Origin of the sequence: Variovorax sp. IB41 (assembly GCF_016405905.1) — a bacterium.
Classification (GTDB): domain Bacteria; phylum Pseudomonadota; class Gammaproteobacteria; order Burkholderiales; family Burkholderiaceae_C; genus Variovorax.
Genome location: NZ_JAEFCB010000001.1, coordinates 558,150 through 576,737, shown reverse-complemented (window position 1 = coordinate 576,737; position 18,588 = coordinate 558,150). Strand labels below are relative to the sequence as shown.

Annotated in this window: 19 protein-coding genes; 11 read left to right on the top strand and 8 right to left on the bottom strand. The window is 67.8% G+C overall.

What is annotated here, in order from left to right; all coding sequences use genetic code 11:
• The first annotated feature begins 31 nt into the window (after positions 1–31).
• Genes JC881_RS02745 through JC881_RS02725 form a run of 5 tightly spaced genes read left to right on the top strand, consistent with a single transcriptional unit; the run spans position 32 to position 5,679 of the window.
• Positions 32–1,189 (top strand): branched-chain amino acid ABC transporter substrate-binding protein, encoded by a 1,158-nt coding sequence (locus JC881_RS02745; protein WP_198784171.1) that lies wholly within the window; start codon positions 32–34, stop codon positions 1,187–1,189.
• 8 nt (positions 1,190–1,197) lie between these two features.
• Positions 1,198–2,103 carry a delta(1)-pyrroline-2-carboxylate reductase family protein gene (locus JC881_RS02740; RefSeq protein WP_198784170.1) on the top strand — a complete coding sequence of 302 codons (906 nt, stop codon included), beginning with the start codon at positions 1,198–1,200 and terminating at the stop codon, positions 2,101–2,103.
• A 13-nt stretch (positions 2,104–2,116) separates the two neighbouring features.
• Positions 2,117–3,289, top strand: coding sequence for an NAD(P)/FAD-dependent oxidoreductase (locus JC881_RS02735; RefSeq protein WP_198784169.1), 1,173 nt, complete (start codon positions 2,117–2,119; stop codon positions 3,287–3,289).
• Between the two features lie 48 nt (positions 3,290–3,337).
• On the top strand, positions 3,338–4,363 hold the full coding sequence (locus JC881_RS02730; protein WP_198784168.1) for a class I fructose-bisphosphate aldolase: 1,026 nt from the start codon (positions 3,338–3,340) through the stop codon (positions 4,361–4,363).
• Between the two features lie 20 nt (positions 4,364–4,383).
• A complete protein-coding gene (locus JC881_RS02725; protein WP_198784167.1) occupies positions 4,384–5,679 on the top strand; it encodes an acetyl-CoA hydrolase/transferase family protein in 1,296 nt (431 codons plus the stop codon).
• A gap of 9 nt (positions 5,680–5,688) precedes the next feature.
• Here JC881_RS02725 and msrA read toward each other — a convergent pair whose 3' ends face one another.
• From msrA to JC881_RS02705, 4 genes are all read right to left on the bottom strand, one after another.
• Positions 5,689–6,390: a peptide-methionine (S)-S-oxide reductase MsrA gene (msrA, locus tag JC881_RS02720; RefSeq protein WP_198784166.1), complete on the bottom strand. Its 702-nt coding sequence runs from the start codon at positions 6,388–6,390 to the stop codon at positions 5,689–5,691.
• Positions 6,391–6,483: 93 nt separating this feature from the next.
• A complete protein-coding gene (locus tag JC881_RS02715; protein WP_198784165.1) occupies positions 6,484–6,735 on the bottom strand; it encodes a pentapeptide MXKDX repeat protein in 252 nt (83 codons plus the stop codon).
• 87 nt (positions 6,736–6,822) lie between these two features.
• Entirely contained in the window at positions 6,823–7,614 is a 792-nt protein-coding gene (locus JC881_RS02710; RefSeq protein WP_198784164.1) for a molybdopterin-binding protein, read from the bottom strand.
• 2 nt (positions 7,615–7,616) lie between these two features.
• Positions 7,617–8,258: a cytochrome b/b6 domain-containing protein gene (locus tag JC881_RS02705; protein WP_198784163.1), complete on the bottom strand. Its 642-nt coding sequence runs from the start codon at positions 8,256–8,258 to the stop codon at positions 7,617–7,619.
• 97 nt (positions 8,259–8,355) lie between these two features.
• On the opposite strand from JC881_RS02705, the gene JC881_RS02700 reads away from it, so the two are divergent.
• From JC881_RS02700 to JC881_RS02690, 3 genes are all read left to right on the top strand, one after another.
• Complete coding sequence (locus tag JC881_RS02700; RefSeq protein WP_198784162.1) at positions 8,356–9,084, top strand: response regulator transcription factor; 729 nt, start codon at positions 8,356–8,358, stop codon at positions 9,082–9,084.
• Positions 9,084–10,571: a sensor histidine kinase gene (locus tag JC881_RS02695; RefSeq protein WP_198784161.1), complete on the top strand. Its 1,488-nt coding sequence runs from the start codon at positions 9,084–9,086 to the stop codon at positions 10,569–10,571. Before JC881_RS02700 ends, JC881_RS02695 begins: the two co-directional genes overlap by 1 nt.
• A gap of 135 nt (positions 10,572–10,706) precedes the next feature.
• Positions 10,707–11,651, top strand: a complete 945-nt coding sequence (locus tag JC881_RS02690; protein ID WP_198784160.1) for a crotonase/enoyl-CoA hydratase family protein — start codon at positions 10,707–10,709, stop codon at positions 11,649–11,651.
• 26 nt (positions 11,652–11,677) lie between these two features.
• On the opposite strand, the gene JC881_RS02685 is transcribed toward JC881_RS02690, so the two are convergent.
• The 4 genes from JC881_RS02685 to JC881_RS02670 form a co-directional block, all read right to left on the bottom strand.
• Positions 11,678–13,189, bottom strand: a complete 1,512-nt coding sequence (locus JC881_RS02685) for an alpha/beta hydrolase family protein (RefSeq protein ID WP_198784159.1) — start codon at positions 13,187–13,189, stop codon at positions 11,678–11,680.
• A gap of 196 nt (positions 13,190–13,385) precedes the next feature.
• Positions 13,386–14,285 carry a transglutaminase family protein gene (locus tag JC881_RS02680; protein WP_013541092.1) on the bottom strand — a complete coding sequence of 300 codons (900 nt, stop codon included), beginning with the start codon at positions 14,283–14,285 and terminating at the stop codon, positions 13,386–13,388.
• Between the two features lie 45 nt (positions 14,286–14,330).
• Positions 14,331–16,163, bottom strand: coding sequence for an FAD-dependent 5-carboxymethylaminomethyl-2-thiouridine(34) oxidoreductase MnmC (gene mnmC, locus JC881_RS02675; protein ID WP_198784158.1), 1,833 nt, complete (start codon positions 16,161–16,163; stop codon positions 14,331–14,333).
• Between the two features lie 15 nt (positions 16,164–16,178).
• Positions 16,179–16,454: an oxidative damage protection protein gene (locus JC881_RS02670; protein ID WP_013541095.1), complete on the bottom strand. Its 276-nt coding sequence runs from the start codon at positions 16,452–16,454 to the stop codon at positions 16,179–16,181.
• A gap of 140 nt (positions 16,455–16,594) precedes the next feature.
• On the opposite strand from JC881_RS02670, the gene JC881_RS02665 reads away from it, so the two are divergent.
• The 3 genes from JC881_RS02665 to JC881_RS02655 all read left to right on the top strand — a co-directional run bounded on the left by JC881_RS02665 (position 16,595) and on the right by JC881_RS02655 (position 18,581).
• Positions 16,595–17,644 carry a sulfate ABC transporter substrate-binding protein gene (locus tag JC881_RS02665; protein WP_198784157.1) on the top strand — a complete coding sequence of 350 codons (1,050 nt, stop codon included), beginning with the start codon at positions 16,595–16,597 and terminating at the stop codon, positions 17,642–17,644.
• A gap of 92 nt (positions 17,645–17,736) precedes the next feature.
• A complete protein-coding gene (gene ssuE, locus JC881_RS02660; RefSeq protein WP_198784156.1) occupies positions 17,737–18,321 on the top strand; it encodes an NADPH-dependent FMN reductase in 585 nt (194 codons plus the stop codon).
• 122 nt (positions 18,322–18,443) lie between these two features.
• Positions 18,444–18,581, top strand: coding sequence for a hypothetical protein (locus JC881_RS02655; RefSeq protein ID WP_198784155.1), 138 nt, complete (start codon positions 18,444–18,446; stop codon positions 18,579–18,581).
• The last annotated feature ends 7 nt before the right edge of the window (positions 18,582–18,588 follow it).

The following is an 18,588-nucleotide window of genomic DNA, read 5'->3' as shown; positions in this document are numbered from 1 at the left end:
GACCCCTGCCAACGATATGAGGAGACTTCCGATGATTGTCTTGCGCACCCGCTGTACTGCCCGGTCCACTGTTCTGGGCATTGCACTGGCCTTAGTTCTTGGCCTGCCCACCGCCGCGCTCGCGCAGGCCGAGCAGACCGTCACCATCGGCCACGCCGGCCCGCTCACCGGGGGCGCGGCCCACTGGGGCAAGGACAACGACAACGGCGCGCGCCTCGCGGTCGAAGACCTGAACAAGCAGGGCCTTGTCATCGGCGGCAAGAAGATCAAGTTCGTGCTGCAGTCCGAAGACGACCAGGCCGACCCCAAGCAGGCCATGGTGGTGGCCAACAAGCTGGCCGACATGGGCGTGAAGGGAATGCTCGGCCACTTCAACTCGGGCGCCGCCATTCCGGCCTCGGCCGTCTACAGCCGCGCGGGCCTGCCCGACGTGTCGACCGCCACCAACCCGACCTTCACCAGGCAGGGCTACAGCAACGTCTTTCGCATCCTGGCGAGCGACGACGACGTGGGCATGGCCATCGCCGACTTCACGGTGAAGGACCTCAAGGCGAAAAAGATCGCGGTGATCGACGACCGCACCGCCTACGGCCAGGGCGCGGCCGAGGTATTCACGCGCGGCGTGAAAGGGCTGGGCGGCACCATCGTCGCGCAGGAGTTCGGCAGCGACAAGGCGACCGACTTCATGGCCATCCTCACCAGCATCAAGGCCAAGCAGCCCGACGTAGTGTTCTACGGCGGCATGGACGCGCAGGGCGGCCTCATCGCGCGGCAGATGAAGCAGCTGGGCATCACGGCCAAGCTGTTGGGCACCGACGGCCTGTGCACCAACGAGGTCGCCAAGATCAGCGGCGGCGCGGTCGACGACCTTTTGTACTGCACGCGCGGCGGCAAGGAGATCGAGAAGACCAGCAAGGGCGCCGAGTTCGAGCAGCGCTACAAGGCGCGCTTCGGCGTCGAGGTGCTGACCTATGCGCCGTACCTCTACGACGCCATGATGGCGCTGGCCGCCGGCATGCGCGCGGCCAACTCGGTCGAGCCCGAGGCGTACCTCCCGGCGATGCGCAAGGTGAAGTTCGACGGCGTGACCGGCGCCATCAGCTTCGATGCCAAGGGCAACCTGCAGAAGCCCGACTTCACCGTCTTCACCTACAAGGACGGCAAGCGCGTCCGCGTGGCCGGCTCCTGAACGCGCGCATGCGGACGCTGGACGCGGCGGAGACGGCGGCTGCGCTGCCGTATGGCGCGCTGGTCGAGGCGCTGCTGCAGATGTTCGAGCGCGAGCGCATTGGCGAGGCGCATGCGGCGACACGAACCTCGGTGCCGCTCGCGGGCGGCGGCGTGCTGCTGCTGATGCCCGCGGCGGATGCGCGCTTCGCGGCGCTCAAGACCGTGACCGTGCATGCCGGCAATGGAGTCATCGGATTGCCGGTTGTGCAAGGCGAGGTCACGCTAATGGATGCCACAACAGGCACCCGGCTCATCGCGATGGATGGCAATGTGCTGACCGCCCGGCGCACCGCGGCGCTGTCGCTCGCCGGGGCGGCAAAGGCAGGGCGCCATGTCGGCGGCCGCATGCTGCTGATCGGCGCGGGCGTGCAGGCGCGTTCGCACGCTGAGGCGTTCGCAGAAGTCGCGGGCATGCGCCATCTGTGGATTCACGCGCGCACGCAAGCCCATGCCGAACAGCTGGCGCAGCACATGCGCACACTCGGCGTGGACGCCAGTGCTATCGCCGACCCGGCGCAGGTTTGCGAAGAAGCCGATGTGATCGTCGCCACCACCAATTCATCGAGTCCGGTGGTTCCATCGCAGGTGCGGCCGGACGCCACCGTCATCGCCGTCGGCGCCTACCGCGCCGACATGGCCGAGGTGCCGCCCGAACTCGTGCGCCGCTGCGCCGTGTTTGTGGATACGCTGGAGGGCGCGCGCCACGAGGCGGGCGAGCTGATTCAGGCGGGCATCGACTGGTCCGGCGTGCAGGCCTTCGCGGACGCGAAGCCGTCAACGCCAGACAAGCCGGTGCTGATCAAGACCGTGGGCCATGCGCTGTGGGACCTGGCTGCGGCGCAGCTGGCGTACACGCATCAACAGCAACGATGAACGGAAAGAATCCATGCGTCGAGTGGTGATCATCGGCGGCGGGGCCATCGGTTCGGCCATCGCCTACTTCCTGACCCAAGACCCGGAGGCGGAGCGCTTCGAGGTCACGGTGGTCGAGCGCGACTTCTCGTACAAGCAGGCATCGTCGGCGCTGTCGGCCAGCTCGATCCGCCAGCAGTTCTCCACCGCCATCAACATCGAGATGTCGCTCTACGGCATCGATTTCTTCCGGCACCTGGGCGAGACCCTGCGCGTCGGCGACGACGTGCCGGACATCGGCCTGGTCGAGCCCGGCTACCTGTACCTGGCCTCGCCGGCCGGCGTCGATGTGCTGCGCGAGAACCACGCGATGCAGAAGGCGCATGCGGTGGACGTGGCGCTGCTCGCGCCCGAAGAACTGAAGGCGCGCTTTCCGTGGATATCGACCGAGGGCGTCGAGCTCGCATCGCTGGGCCTCTCGGGCGAAGGCTGGTACGACGGCTACAGCTTGCTGCAGGCCTTCCGCAAGAAGGCCGCATCTCAGGGCGCGCGCTACGTGCAGGCGCATGCCACCGGGCTGCGGGGCAAGGGCAGCGCCGTGACCGGCGTGCAGCTCGACAACGGCGACACGCTCGAAGCCGACATCGTCGTCAACGCCGCCGGCGCCTGGGCCGCGAAGGTGGCCGGGTGGGCCGGCATCGACCTGCCGGTGCGCGGCCGCCGCCGCAGCGTGTTCAGCTTCTCGTGCCCCGAGACCTTGCCGGGCTGCCCGCTGGTCATCGACACCTCGGGCATCTGGCTGCGCCCCGAGGGCCGCCAGTTCATCTGCGGCTTCGCGCCGCCCGAAGACCAGGACCACGACGACGCGCCGCTCGATGTCGAATACGGCGCGTTCGACGAACTCATCTGGCCCGCGCTCGCCGAGCGCATCCCGGCCTTCGAAGCCATCCGCATGACCGGCGCCTGGGCCGGCTACTACGAGATGAACGTGTTCGACCACAACGCGATCCTCGGCCGGCACCCGGACTGCGACAACCTCTTCTTCGCCAACGGCTTCTCGGGCCATGGGCTGCAGCAATGCCCGGCGGCCGGGCGCGGCATCGCGGAGCTGATCCGCTTCGGCGAATACCGCAGCCTGGATCTCTCGCCGGTTTCGTTCGCGCGCATCCTCGAGAACAAACCCTTGCTCGAGAAGAACGTGATCTAGATGCAAGGGGGCGCGCGGGCGTACCATGCCCGCCAGAAAGGTGCCCCAATGACTGCACAGACATTGATCGATACCGCACAGGCGCTGGTCGCCGGCGACAAGGGCCTGCTCGCGATGGACGAGAGCAACGCCACCTGCAACAAGCGCTTCGCGGCGCTGAACATCCCGCAGACCGAGAGCGCGCGGCGCGACTGGCGCGAATTGATCGTCACCGCGCCGGGACTGGCCGACAGCATCAGCGGCGCGATCCTGTTCGACGAAACCATTCGCCAGAAAACCAATGCCGGAAAGCCGTTCGCGCAGGCGCTGGCCGACGCGGGGATCATCCCCGGCATCAAGGTGGACATGGGCGCGAAGCCGCTGGCCGGCCATCCGGGCGAGACCGTGACTGAAGGCCTTGATGGCCTGCGCGAACGTCTGGCGGAATACGTCGGCATGGGTGCCCGTTTCGCGAAGTGGCGCGGCGTGATCGCCATCGGCGACGGCCTGCCCACGCGGGCCTGCATCGACGTCAACGCCCATGCGCTCGCACGCTATGCGGCGCTGTGCCAGGAGGCTGGCGTGGTGCCGATCGTCGAGCCCGAAGTGGTGATGGACGGCGACCACTCCCTCGCGCGATGCGCCGAGGTGACCGAAGAGGTCTTGCGCGAAGTGTTCGTTCAACTGAACGCGCAGGGCGTGCTGCTCGAAGGCATGCTGCTCAAGCCGAACATGGTGCTGCCGGGGCAGGGCAGCCAGACGCAGGACAGCGTCGATGCAGTGGCCGATGCGACAGTGACCTGCCTCTTGCGCACGGTGCCTGCGGCGGTGCCGGGCGTGGCATTTCTCTCGGGCGGGCAATCGGCGCAACTGGCATCCGCGCGCCTCAACACGATGAACGTGAAGTACAAGTCGCGCATGCCCTGGGCGCTGACCTTCTCGTTCTCGCGCGCCGTGCAGCAGCCGGCACTCGATCTCTGGAAGGGCCAGGCTGCCAACGTCGCGCAGGCGCAGCAGGCGCTGGTGTTCCGCACGGGCTGCAACAAGGCCGCGCGCGGCGGCCGCTACGACGCGCAGGCCGACGCGCCGCGATAACTAAAAAAGAGAAAGAGCGAATGACCGTCCAGGACCTCTATGCGCAGAAGCGCGTTGCCGCCGCCGATGCCGTGCGCCTCGTGCGCAACGGCGATCTCATCATCGTGCCGACCGGCGTCGGCGAGCCGCCCTCGCTGCTCACCGCGCTCTCCGAACAGCGCCGCGATTTCCGCGACGTCAAGGTCGCGCAGATCCTCGCGATGCGCAAGTACGCCTACATCGATCCCGAGACCGTGGAGCACGTGCGGCACGTCGCGCTCTTCTTCGGCGGCGCCACGCGCGCGGGCGGGCAGGAGGGCTGGATCGACTTCATCCCCAACTACTTCTCGGAGATTCCCGCACAGATCGAGCGCGGCCAGATCCCCGCCGAGGTGGTCTTCAGCATGGCCTCGCCGATGGATGCGCACGGCTACTTCGCCGTGAGCCTGGGCGCCGACTACACGATGGCCGCCATCGCCAAGGCGCGCGCGGTGGTGCTGGAAGTGAACCCGAACGTGCCCTTCGCGCACGGCAACTGCCATGTGCACATCTCGCAGGTGGCGGCGTTCGTCGAGAGCGATGCGCCGGTGATGGAAGTGGGCCTGCCGAAGATCGGCCCCGTGCAGGAGGCCATCGGCAAGCACGTGGCCGGCCTGATCGACGATGGCTCCACGCTGCAGATCGGCTACGGCGGCATTCCCGATGCGGTGGTGATGCAGCTTGCGCACAAGCACGAGCTGGGCATCCACACCGAGATGATCGGCGACGGCATCCTCACGCTGGTGGAGCGCGGCGCGGTCACCAACCGGCGCAAGAACTACCTGCCGGGCAAGTCCGTCGCCACCTTCGCGCTCGGGTCGGCCAAGCTCTACCGCTTCATGGACCGCAACCCGTCGCTGGAAATGCACCCGGTGAATTTCACCAACGACCCGGCGCTGGCCGGGCTCAACGACAACCTCATCGCCATCAACGCGACGATGCAGATCGACCTGCTGGGCCAGTGCGGCTCAGAGAGCCTGGGGCATGCGCCGTATTCGGGCACGGGCGGGCAGTCGGACTTCGTGCGCGCGGCCAACCGGTCGCGCGGCGGCAAGGCGTTCATCGTGCTGCCTTCGACGGCCAAGGGCGACACCATCTCGCGCATCGTGCCTTCGCTCTCGCCCGGCACGCATGTGAGCACGAGCAAGAACGACATCAACTACGTGGTCACCGAATACGGCGTGGCGCAGCTGCGCGGCAAGTCGGCCAAACAGCGCGCGCTGGAGCTGATCGCGATCGCCCACCCGGATTTCCGGGCGGAGCTCACCGAACACGTCAAGCGCGCGAAGCTGCTCTGACCTGGTCCGTCAACCGGCCTTGGCTGCGCGCACCAGCGAGGGCGTGGCCTTGTAGCTCTCGGGGAACAGCTTCTTCAGGTCGTCGATCTTGGGCATGTCGTTGATCGCGATGTAGGGCTGGCTCGGGTTGAGCGTGAGGTAGTCCTGGTGGTAGTTCTCGGCCGCGTAGAAGGGCTTGGCCGTCTCGATGGTGGTGGCGAGCGGCTTGCCGAAGGTCTTGGCCTGGTTCAGCTGCGCGATGTATTCCTTGGCGATGCGGGCCTGCTCGGCGTTCTCGGCGAACACGGTGGAGCGGTACTGCGTGCCGGTGTCGGGGCCCTGGCGATTGAGCTCGGTCGGGTCGTGCGCCACCGAGAAATAGATCTGCAGCAGCTTGCCGTAGCTCACCTGCTTGGGGTCGTAGGTGATGCGCACCGCCTCGGCATGGCCGGTGCGGCCCGAGCCCACTTCGTCGTAGCGCGCGGTCTTGGCGTCGCCGCCCGCGTAGCCCGACACCGCGTTGCTCACGCCTTGCACGCGCTGGAACACGCCCTGCACGCCCCAGAAGCAGCCGCCGGCGAACACGGCGGTTTCGGTTTTCGCGGCGGCCGGGGCGGCCAGGTCGGCGGTGGGCGCGGGCACGCGCCTGGCCGGTTCGGCGAACGAGGGTACCGCGTACCAGACCAGGGCGGCGGCAGCCAGTGCGCCGGCGGTGAGTGCGAGGGATTTCATGGTTTGTCCTTCAGGGGAGGTTGGCGCGTGGAAGAGAGAAGCCGATGGCGGCGACATTGCCGCCGAATCCACCGGCCGTCAATGGCGCGTGCCTTACTTCTTCATCTCGTCCTTGCCCATGCTGTCCTTCTTCATGGCGTCCTTGGACATCGAGTCCTTGGCCATCGAATCCTTCTTCATGCCGTCTTTCGACATGGAATCCTTGGCCATGGAGTCTTTCTTCATGCCGTCCTTGGCCATCGAATCCTTGGCCATGCCGTCCTTGGCCATTTCGTCCGCGGCGAAGGCCGAGGCGCCGGCAAAGGCCATGCAGGTTGCGAGCAGGGTTGCGGTGATCTTGTTCATTGGAAGTCCTTGAGTTGACGTTGAGGTTGAGGTCTTTGCTTTCGCTTTCGCGCTTTTCTTCGGCAGTCGAGGTGTCGCGAAGACGCCTCAGCTCCCTCCGAACCAGTTGTAGCCCTGGTCTTCCCAGTAGCCACCGGAATAGGTGTTGGTGACGAACATCGCCTTGATGTGCTTGGGGTTCTTGTAGCCAAGCTTGGTGGGCATGCGCAGCTTCATCGGGAAGCCGTACTTCGGCGGCAGCGGCTGGCCGTCGTAGGTGAGCGTGAGCAGCGTCTGCGGGTGCAGCGCGGTGGGCATGTCGATGCTGGTGTAGTAGTCGTCCGCGCACTTGAAGCCGACGTACTTGGCCGTGGTGTCCGCGCCGATGTGGCGAAGGAAATCCGCAAAGCGCACGCCGCCCCACTTGCCGATGGCGCTCCAGCCCTCCACGCAGATGTGCCGCGTGACCTGGTCGTGCTGCGGCATGGCGCGCAGCTCCGGGAGCGTCCAGCTGCGCTTGTCGGCGACCATGCCGGTCACTTCGAGCTTGTAGGTGGCTTCGTCGACCTCGCGGACCTCGTCCTCGCCGTAGTAGGCGTTGAACGGAAAGGGCCGCGTGATCATCGATTCGGGGAAGGTCTCGGCCAGCTGCGTGGGGCTGAAGATCAGGCCCTGCACCTTGTCGTTGAAGCGCGAGATCTTCGAGAGCGCGGCTTCCACATGGCTGTCGTCGCTGATGCTGCATCCGGTGAGCAGCGAGAGGCCGCCCAGCGTGAGCGAGCGCTGCAAAAAGGCGCGGCGCGCGGGCTGGTCGAGGTTTTTCGCGATCAGCGTGCGGGCCTCGCGCACCACGGCATCGCCGTCGACGCCGGTCATCTTGGGGGCTTTGAAGATCTTCATGATTACTTGGGTGCGCGGCCGCGGATCATCGTGAGAAGGGTGCGGGGCACCAGCGCCACCATCACCAGGTGCAGGGCGACGAACGCAACGAGCGAGGCCATGCCGAAGAAGTGGATGCGGCGCGCGAACTCGTAGCCGCCCAGGAGGTCGCGCAGCACCGCGAACTGCACCGACTTCCACAGCACCAGGCCCGAGAGCACGATGACCACGATGTCCAGCATCACGAAGAGGTAGGCCAGCCGCTGCACGCTGTTGTAGCGGCGCGGGTCGGCATGCGAGAGCTTGCCCTTGAGCGCCGAGAGCGCGTCGTGCCAGATGCCGGCCGGCGTGACCGGGAAGAACTTCGCGGCGAGCCGGCCGCTTGCGATGTTGATGGCCAGGTACACGAAGCCGTTGAACACCAAGAGCCACATCGCCGCGAAGTGCCACTGCAGCGCGCCGCCGAGCCAGCCGCCGAGCGTGACCGAGTTCGGAATGCTGAACGGAAAGAACGGCGCCGCGTTGTAGATGCGCCAGCCGCTGGTCACCAGCACGAGCACGGCCAGGGCGTTGAGCCAGTGCGTGATGCGCATCCACAGCGGGTGGATGGGGCGGGCATCCGGGCCGGCGCTGGCCGTGTGGGCGGGGAGGGCTGTGCTGTTCATGGGGTGGATTCTTGGGCGCACCCCATGGCCGATTCATCACGCAATGTTCAATTAATCGTGATAACTCGGGAATCCGTATCGCGGGACAATCGGCGCCATGGACACCCCCAAACGCGTGCTGATCGTCGAGGACGACGCCCACATCGCCGAACTGCTGCGCATGCACCTGCGCGACGAAGGCTATGCCATCGAACACGCCGCCGACGGCCACGCGGGCCTGCGCGAGCTGGAGCGCGGCAACTGGGACGCGCTGGTGCTCGACCTGATGCTGCCGGGCGTGGACGGCCTGGAAATCTGCCGCCGCGCGCGGGCCATGGCGCGCTACACGCCGATCATCATCATCAGCGCGCGTTCGAGCGAAGTGCACCGCATCCTCGGGCTGGAGCTGGGCGCCGACGACTACCTGGCCAAGCCCTTCTCGGTGCTGGAGCTGGTGGCGCGCGTGAAGGCGCTGATGCGGCGCACCGATGCGCTGGCGCGCAATGCGCGCATGGAGTCGGGCAGCCTCACGCTGGGCAACCTGGACATCGAGCCGCTGGCGCGCGAGGTGCGCGTGGACGGCAAGCTCATCGAGCTCACGCCGCGCGAGTTCGACCTGCTGTACTTCTTTGCGCGCAACCCCGGCAAGGTGTTCTCGCGGCTCGACCTGCTCAACCAGGTGTGGGGCTACCAGCACGACGGCTACGAGCACACGGTCAACACGCACATCAACCGGCTGCGCACGAAGGTGGAGGCCGATCCGGCCGAGCCGCGGCGCATCCTCACCGTGTGGGGCCGGGGCTACAAGCTTTCGCCGACGGGCGCGGGTGACGAGGGCGGCGTGTGATGACCCGGGCCACGCTTTCTCGCCGCCTCTCGATGGTTTTCGCGGTGCTGCTGCTGGCCTGCTGCGGCGCCTCGGCCTGGCTGCAGATGCGATCGAGCGGGCTGCACGAGCAGGAGGTGGTGCAGCGCCTCTCCGGCGGGCTGGCCGCGCACATCGCCGAGAACTCGGAGCTGATGCAGCCCGGCGGCTTGAACCAGGCCGCGGTGAAGGACCTCTTCGACAAGCTGATGGCCGTCAACCCCAGCGTGGAGGTCTACCTGCTGGGCCTGGACGGCCGCATCGAGGCGCAGGCCGCGCCGCCCGGGCACATGAAGCGCGAGCGCGTGGCGCTGGCGCCGATCCGAAAGCTCCTGGCGGGCGCGCCGCTCCCTATCCTGGGCGACGACCCGCGCAGCGCCGATGCGGCCAAGGTGTTCAGCGCCGCGCCGCTGAAGATGGGCGGGCGCGATGCGGGCTATGTGTACGTGGTGCTGCAGGGCGAGGACTACGACGCGCTCGCGGCCAACGTCGCGACCGACAACGTGCTGCGCACCACGCTGTGGTCGATGGCGCTGGTGGCGCTGCTCGGGCTGATCGCGGGGCTGGCGGCGTTCAGGCTCATCACGCGGCCGCTGCGCGAGCTCACGAAGGCGGTCAAGCGCTTCGAGACCGAGGGCATCGCCTCGCTCGAGAGCGAGGCGCCCACGCTGGAGCGGCTCTCGCACGGCAGCGGCGAGATCGCGCTCCTGGGCCAGGCCTTCACGCAGATGACGCGCCGCATCGCCGAGCAATGGCGCGAACTCACGCTGCAGGACCAGCAGCGCCGCGAGCTCTTCGCCAACATCTCGCACGACCTGCGCACGCCGCTCACGTCGCTGCACGGGTACCTCGAAACACTGCTTCTGAAGGCCGGCACGCTGAGCGATGAAGAACGGCGGCGCTACCTGGAAATCGCGCTCGGCCAGAGCCGCAAGGTGGGGCGGCTCGCGCAGGAGCTGTTCGAGCTCGCGCGGCTCGAGTACGGCGTGGTCAAGCCCGAGAAGGAGAACTTCGCGCTCGCCGATCTGGTGCAGGACGTGTTCCAGAAATTCGAGCTCGCGGCCGAGGCGCGCCACCAGCAGCTCAGGCCCGACATCGCGCCGGGCCTGCCGGTGGTGTCGGCGGACCTCGGGATGATCGAGCGCGTGCTGACCAACCTCCTGGACAACGCCATCCGCCACACGCCGGCCGGCGGCGAAATCGAAGTGCAGCTGCGGCCCGCGAACGCGGGCGTCGCGGTGCAGGTGAGCGACACGGGCCCGGGCATTCCGGGCGAGCTGCAGAAGGGGCTCTTCGTGCGGCCCGTGTTCCTGAGCGGCGCGCGAAGCGATGGCTCGGGCAGCGGCGGGCTGGGGCTGGTGATCGTGCAGCGCATCCTGCAGCTGCACGGCAGCGACATCCGGCTGGTGCCGCAGGCGGGCAAGGGGGCGGTGTTCCGCTTCCAGCTGGGCGGCGCGCAGGGCGCCTGACGCGCTCCAGAGCTCCGGCGGTTCAGCCGCTCGTTGCGGACATTTCGCGATGCTTCCCCTGGGTTTGCCTGTGCCGGCTGCGGTGGGCGCGATGCTACAAAAGCAGCGCGACACAACCCAAGGAGACACACGACCATGCCCGCCTTCAAGACCGTGCGGATCGACAAAGACCCGCAGCATCCGCGCATCGCGCGCCTCGTGCTGGACCGGCCCGAGAAGCTCAACGCCATCGGCGAGACCACGCCGTCGGAAATCCGCCAGGCCGTCGAATGGGCGGAGGCCGACGACGAGGTGCACGTCATCGTGGTCGAAGGCGCGGGCCGCGCCTTTTGCGCCGGCTACGACCTGGGCGACTACGCCGAAGGCCACGGCCGCGAAGGCCAGGGCGACCACCCCTGCCGGCAGGAGAAAACGCCGTGGGACCCGATGCTCGACTACGCCGCCATGAAGCGCAACACCGACGACTTCATGGCCCTGTGGCGCTGCCACAAGCCCACCATCGCCAAGGTGCACGGCTACGCGGTGGCCGGCGGCAGCGACATCGCGCTGTGCTGCGACCTGCTGACCATGGCCGACGATGCGCGCATCGGCTACATGCCCACGCGCGTGTGGGGCTGCCCGACGACGGCGATGTGGACCTACCGGCTCGGCGCGATGCGCGCGAAGCAGTTGATGTTCACGGGCGACACCATCGACGGCACGCAGGCGGCCGAATGGGGTCTCGCGAATTTCTCGGTGCCGGCCGATGCGCTCGACGCCGCCACGCTGAAGCTCGCGCTGCGCATCGCGGGCGTGCCGCGCTCGCATTTGATGATGCACAAGCTGGTCGTGAACCAGGTGTGGCATTCGATGGGGCTGGAACAGACGCAGATGTTCGCAACCGTGTTCGACGGCATCACGCGGCACAACCCCGAAGGGATGTGGTTTCGCAGGCAGGCGGAGGCCGAAGGGTTCAAGAGCGCTGTCGCATGGCGCGACAGCGGCCGGGAGATTCCGGAAGGCGACGAGGCGAGGGCGCTCGTCGCGGAGCTGGAGGCGAAGCTCGCGGCGGCGCGGGCGGCGGTGCCGCCCGCGCGCTGACCGCTCGCTCGCCGCGCGCTCGTCTCTCAGGGCGGGCAGGGGCGTGCCAGTGCGGCGCCCGGACGCGTCAGCTTGCTCGTGGCGCCTTCATCCAGCGTGCCGAGCGGCCGCGTGAACGCGCACCCGTAGGTGGGCGCCGCCACCGTCGCGGCCGTGACCACGTCGTCGCCCGCCGGCTTCACGCCGTCGCGTTCCCACTTGATCATCGCGTCGAAGGCCTCGACCTGCTCGGCGATGGTGAAGTCGCAATGCGAGATGCCGCGGACCGCGCGCTGCACCAGCCAGTCGCTGTTGCCCTTGGCCGCCACGCGCTTGTTGTAGATCTGTTCCATGCTGAAGGGCACGTACAGGTCGCCCAGCGTGTGCAGCGTGACGACCGGGATCTTGAACTCGCCGTTGGCCTTGGGAATCCAGCGCAGCCCGTCCCTGCGCAGGCGGTTCGCGTCGGTGGCCGCGGTGAGCTTGATGACAGCGCCGTTCAGCGCCGTCGAGCCCGGTGCATCGCCGTCGATGGTGTAGGTGAAGCGGTTGGTGTCCAGCGTGTTCTTGTTCAGGATGCCGTTGACCGTGCCGTCGCTGCCGAACACGCCCCACACCGCCGCGAACGAACCGCCCGCTGCGAGGCCCAGGTCGAACATCGGGCGCTCGCCGCCGGTGAGGTTCTTCACCACCGAGACGAACTTCATGCCCGTGGCCGTGGGCGCCGAGGGGAAGGTGGTGAACAGCGTGCCGGTGACCTGCGCGGAGATGTCCGACCAGTTCGGCGTCGGGTATTTCGGAAGGCCCGCCAGCGCCTGCGCCGTGACCTGCGCGCCGGCGAAGTAGTCGAACAGATCCGTGTCGCCGACCACGCCGCACATCGGCACCGCGCCGTTGTACTTCACCTTGTGATTGGCGGTGGCGAAGGCCTCGTCCTCGATGGCCGCCGCGGTGATGTGGCCGCCCATCGAATGGCCGGTGATGAAGGTCTTGGTCGGTGCCGCGAGCTCGCGGCCGTTGGCCTTGGCGATCTTGTTGAATTCCAGCGCCAATGCGTTGGTGTCTTCCACCCCCACGCGCACGTCGTAGAAGTTCTTGCTGTAGCTCGATGCGGCCCAGGCGTAGCCGTTCTGGATCAGGTAGCGGCGGATCGACGGATCGCTCACCGACAGCAGGTTGACTTCGCCCGCGTAACCATGCGCGTACATCACGAGCTTGCCGTTCCAGTTGGCAGGCACTTCGACGTGGTACTGCGCACCGCCCAGCATGCCGGCCCAGCGGCTGGTGGTGGCGTTGACGACCGTGTCGCCGGCGTCGGCCGCGAGCGCCGCGAAGGTGGTGGCCGCGGGGTCCGCGGGCGCGAAAGAGTTGCGGGTGTCCTGCACGCGCGTTTCTTCAGGGACCGGCGGTGGTGCGGGCGGCGGCGGCGCCGGTGGGGCGGGTGCAGGCGCCGGCGGCAATGGCGTGAAGGCAAAACCGTTTCCACCGCCACCACCGCCGCAGGATGCGACGGCGAGGCTGGCGGCCAGGGCAAGGAGTGTCAGGCGCGCGGAATGCATGGGGTGTCTCTCTCCGTTCTTATGGGTTCTTGGTTGGGAAGATCGCCGGCGCAGCGCTGTCCGGACGGCCATGAAGAACGACCGTGCTATTTCGCTGACCGGCGGCGCAGCGTAGGGGCGTTGCCGGGCGCATCGGCCCGGGGTTTCCCGTAGCTGCTATCTCCTGCGCGACACCGGCGCAGAACCCAAGGAGCGATCAGCCCTTGCGGCGGGTGACCACCACCGTGGCGTCCAGGCCCTCGTAGGCCTCGGCATCGCCATACCAGCTGCCCGAGATCGGCGCGGCCTGCGCCGGGTCGCGCGTGACGCCCACGCGGATGAGTTGCCCGCTGCCCATGAGGTTGTTGGTCGGATCGAACGCGAGCCAGCCGATGCCCGGCAGGTACGCCTGCAGCCACGCATGCGTGGTGCCCGCGCCGGTCATCGATTCGCCCGGCGCCTGCGCCGCGCGGTCGAGCGCGGCGTCGTAGAGGTAGCCCGAGACGAAGCGCGTCGCGATGCCCAGGCGGCGCGCGGCCTCCATCATCAGCAGCGCGTAGTCGCGGCAGCTGCCGCTGCCCAGCGCCAGCGTGGCCAGCGGCGTCTGCGTGCCTTCCTCGTCGCGCGCCTTGTATTCGAGGCTCTGGCCGATGTGCGCGTTCATGCGCGTGAGCACCTCGCGCGTGTTGTTGGGCTTGTCGCTGTGCAGGAACTGGTGCGCCCAGCGGATCAGCGTGCCGCTGGCATCGTCTTCATGGTGCGGCCGCAGGTAGTGCTCCAGGTCCAGGCGCTCCTGCACCGAATAGGCGAAGGGCAGGAATTCGGCAGCCGGGTCGAGCGCCAGCTGGTCCTGCTGCGCGGGCACGTGCTCGATGGTGAAGGAGCACACGATGCGCAGCTCGGTGGCCTCGCCCATCGGCTGCACCAGCGCGACGGAGTTGGAATGCGGGTCCTGGATCAATCGCGTGAAAGCCTGCGGGCTCACCTGCAGGTCGGTGGCGAGCACGCGCAGGTCGTGGCTGTCGCGGGGCCGGAACATCACCCGGTGCAAGCCGAAGGTGACCGGCTTGTTGTAGCGGTAGATGGTGGTGTGCGTGATGTCGTACTGGATGGCCATGGGGCATTCTCACGCGTTCGCGGCGCGCGAGGGGAAGCGATTCGTTCAGAGCCGCTGCGTGCCGAGTGCCTTCGCAAGCGTCGCGGGCAAGGGCAGCGGTTCGCCATGCCACTGCGCGGCCAGCAGTTCGGCGCACAGGGCCGCGAAGCTGAGGCCGCGCGAGCCCAGCGCGGTGCAGGCCCAGACTCCATCCGCCGCTTCGTCCAGCGGACCGACCAGCGGACGGCGGTCGCCAGAGGCGCAGCGCACGCCGACCCAGGTGTTGACTTCGCCGCGCTCGAAGGCGGGTGCCAATACCGCGGCGGCGGTGGGGTGCAAGCGGACGAGGCGGTCGCGGTTCGCTACGTTGTCGGCGGCGTTCGGCGCGAGGTCCGTGCTGTCGCGGTCGAAGGTGGCGCCGGCGAGCCAGAGCGGGGCGCCGTCCGCATCGGGCACCTGCGCGATCAGATGGCCATCGCCGTTGAGCGGGGTGGTCGGAAGCCCGGCCATGTGGCCCCATGCGACCTGGCCACGCACCGGCTGCAGCGGCAGCGCCGGGGCGAAGCGGCCTGATTCGAAACCCGCGGCAACGACCACGCGGTCTGCTGCAATCAACAACTGGTCCGCTGCGTCGAACAGTTGCCAGCCGTCTGTGTTTCGTGCCACTCGCGCCACGGATGCATTGCCTCGGAATTCGACACCCGGCTCCCGCAGCCAGGCCTCGATCAAACGCGACGGGCGCACCCAGCCGGCGCGAGCGTGCCAGAGGGCGGGCGCATCGGCGGGCAGACCGGAAGCAGTCAGTTGTCCAGCGTCGGCGGGCCAGGACTCGTTGGGGCCGCTGTCGCTCCAACCTGTGGGGACGCGCGTGTCGCCTTCAGGCCGCCGTTCCAGCACGCCGCTGGCGCGCCAGTCGCGGCCTTCTTCGAGCAGGCGCTGCAGTTCCAGCCAGGTGGCGCGGATGCCCGCTCGCGTGAGGCGCGAGAGCAGGGCGTCGTCGGGGGAGACGTGAGGTGCCAGCACGCCGACCGGCAGGCCGGAGGCGCCCGAGGCAGGGCGCGCGGCCGCATCGAGCACCGTGACCTGCCACCCGCGCCGCGCGAGGCTCGCGGCCACGGCCGCACCCGCGAGGCCGGCGCCGATCACCGCGCAGCGGCCGGGCGTTTCGATTCGCTCGGGCACGGGACCGCGGCGCCGCACGGTCCAAGCGGGCGCGAACACACCGCGGAGGCAGTCGCGTTCGGGCGGCTGGCCCTCGCGCCGCTCGAGTTGAAAGCCGTTCTGCGAGAGCGCATCGCGCACCGTGTGCGCACAGGTCCAGGTGGCAAGACCGGTGCCCTGACGGGCGAATCGCGACACCGCCTTCAGCGTCTCGGGCGACCACATCGCCGCGTTCTGCTGCGGGCTGAAGCCATCGAGAAAGAGGCTGTCGGCCTCGAAGCGCTGGGCGCGCAGCATGGTCTGCACATCGCCGATGCAGAGTGTGAGCAGGACGCGGCCCTCGTCGAAAGCGAGCCGGTGAAAGCCCGGCAGCAGCCCATGCCACTGCGCGATCAGTTCCCCGGCCAGCGATGCCAGTTCGGGATACGCCTCGGCCGCCCGCAAGAGATCGCCGGCCCCGACCGGATGCGCCTCGACCGAGACGAAGTGCAGCATCCGCGGCCGCCTCGCATCCGAGCGCCACGCCTGCCAGGTTGTCAGGAAATTGAGGCCCAGCCCGAAGCCGGTTTCGAGAATCCGCCATTGCGGCTGCCCGGCCCAAGCCGCGGGCAGGCCGCAGCCGCCCAGGAACACATCGCGCGATCGCGCGAGTGCACCGGTTTCGGAGTGATAGATGTCGTCGAAGCGTTCGCTGCGCGGGACGCCGTCGGCGCGCCAGGCCACTGGCTCAGCGGTCACGGCGGGCAGTGAAGCTCAGGCCGCCGGAGGGGGCACGTAGCCTTGCGCCACGTCGGCGCCTTCGCCGAAGAAATGCTTTTCCATCTGCCGCGCCAGGTACTGGCGGGCGCGCAGATCGGCCAAATTCAGCCGGTTTTCGTTGACCAGCATGGTCTGCTGCTTGAGCCAGGCGGCCCAGGCTTCCTTGCTGACGTTTTCCCACAGGCGCTTGCCCAGGTCGCCGGGATAGGGCGGAAAGTCGAGCCCTTCGGCCTCTTTGCCGAGCTTGATGCACTGAACCATGCGTGCCATTTTTTTTGCCTCTTGGGTGGGGTAAGCGTGTCGCTTAGTTGATTTGGCTATTTAGAACTGAAAACTTGGTCGTTCCAGTTTCTATATGTCGTATTGAGAATACGCAGCTTCATTGATATGCCTTTTTAGAGCAAGACACCATGAGCCTTCGCCGCGACTTTATCAAGCTTTCCCTGGGTGCCGGCGTGGCCGGTGCCATGGCCCTCTCGGCGTTGCCGACGTTCGCGCAAGGCGCAGCCGCGGGCAAGGGCCCCGTGACGCTCTTGAACGTGTCCTACGACCCGACGCGCGAGCTCTACGTGGACTACAACCAGGCCTTCGCCAAGTACTGGAAGGCCAAGACCGGCCAGGACGTGACCGTCAAGCAATCGCACGGCGGCTCGGGCAAGCAGGCCCGCTCGATCATCGACGGCATCGACGCCGACGTGGCCACGCTCGCGCTGGGCGGCGACATCGACGCGCTGGTCACCCACGGCGGCCTGGTCAAGGCCGACTGGCAAAAGCGCCTGCCGCTCAATTCCGCGCCCTACACCTCGACCATCGTGTTCCTGGTGAAGAAGGGCAATCCCAAGGGCCTGAAGGACTGGGACGACCTGGTCAAGCCCGGCGTGCAGGTGATCACCCCCAACCCCAAGACCTCGGGCGGCGCCCGCTGGAACTACCTGGCCGCCTGGGAATTCGCCAAGCGCAAGTACGGCGGCGATGCGAAGGCCAAGGAATACATCGGCAATCTCTTCAAGAACGTGCCGGTGCTGGACACCGGCGCGCGCGGCTCGACCATCACCTTCGTGCAGCGCGGCGTGGGCGACGTGCTGCTGGCCTGGGAAAACGAAGCCTTCCTGGCGCTGAAGGAATTCGGCCCGGACAAGTTCGAGATCGTCGTGCCGTCCATCTCGATCCTGGCCGAGCCCAGCGTGGCGGTCGTCGACAAGGTGGTCGACAAGAAGGGCACCCGCGCTGTGGCCGAGGAGTACCTGAAGTACCTGTACTCCGACGAAGGCCAGGACATCGCGGGCCGCAACTTCTATCGCCCGACCTCCGAGAAGGCCAAGGCCAAGTACGACAAGCAGTTCCCCAAGCTCACGCTGGTGACCATCGACCAGGCCTTCGGCGGCTGGGCGAAGGCGGACAAGGAGCACTTCGCGGACGGTGCCTCCTTCGACCAGATCTACACCACGAAGCAAAAGTAACCCGCGCTACCGAGCCGGTTGTCCAGGCGCCCGTTTCGCGGGGGCCGCGACCCGGCACGCCTCGAATTTCCGAAGAAAACCGAAAGCCTCCTGTGTCCGTTCTCCTGATTGCCGGCAGCCCCTCGGCCCCGTCCCGTTCTACCGCCTTGCTAGAGGCCGTGGGCGAGCGGCTGGCCAAACGCAATGCCCGCATCGAGCGGCTCTCGATCCGCGACCTGCCGGCAGAGGCGCTGCTGCTGGCCGAGTGGACCCATCCGGCCATCGAGCGCGCCATTGCCCAGGTGGCGGCGGCCCGCGTGATCGTGGTGGCTACGCCGGTCTACAAGGCGGCCTACAGCGGCGTGCTGAAGGTCTTTCTCGACCTGCTCGCGCAGAACGCGCTCAAGGGCAAGACCGTGCTGCCGCTGGCCACCGGCGGCAGCCCCCATCACATGCTCGCGCTGGACTACGCGCTGCGGCCCGTGCTGCAGTCGCTGGCGGCGCGGCACATCCTGCCGGGCGTGTACGCGAGCGACTCGCAGATCGCGCTCACGCCCGAGAACGCCTACCAGGTACACAACGACCTGGCCGAGCGACTCAACGAGGCCGTCGAGGTGCTGGCCACCGAGGGCCTGAAGCTGCCGGCCACACACGGCTTCGAGCCCGTGCCGTTCTCCCGCGTGCGATGTAGCGTCTGACGACCGGGCTCTTCACTGAGCCCGGCTTCGAACAGACCCATCCCCGTCCCCGCTTTTCGAAGCCGCCTGTGCGCGGCAAGGGGACAGCTTTGCCCCAAGTTTTTGCACCAAGGAATCTCCGCATGAACCCCGTCGCCACCGAAGACCACGCGTTCGAGACGCCGCCGCGCTCCTTCTGGCACGCGCTGGGCGACCTCGTCGTCAGCGCCATCGTGGTCAGCGCCATCGCGTTGATCGTGAGCTTCATTTCTGCCGCGTGATCGCGTG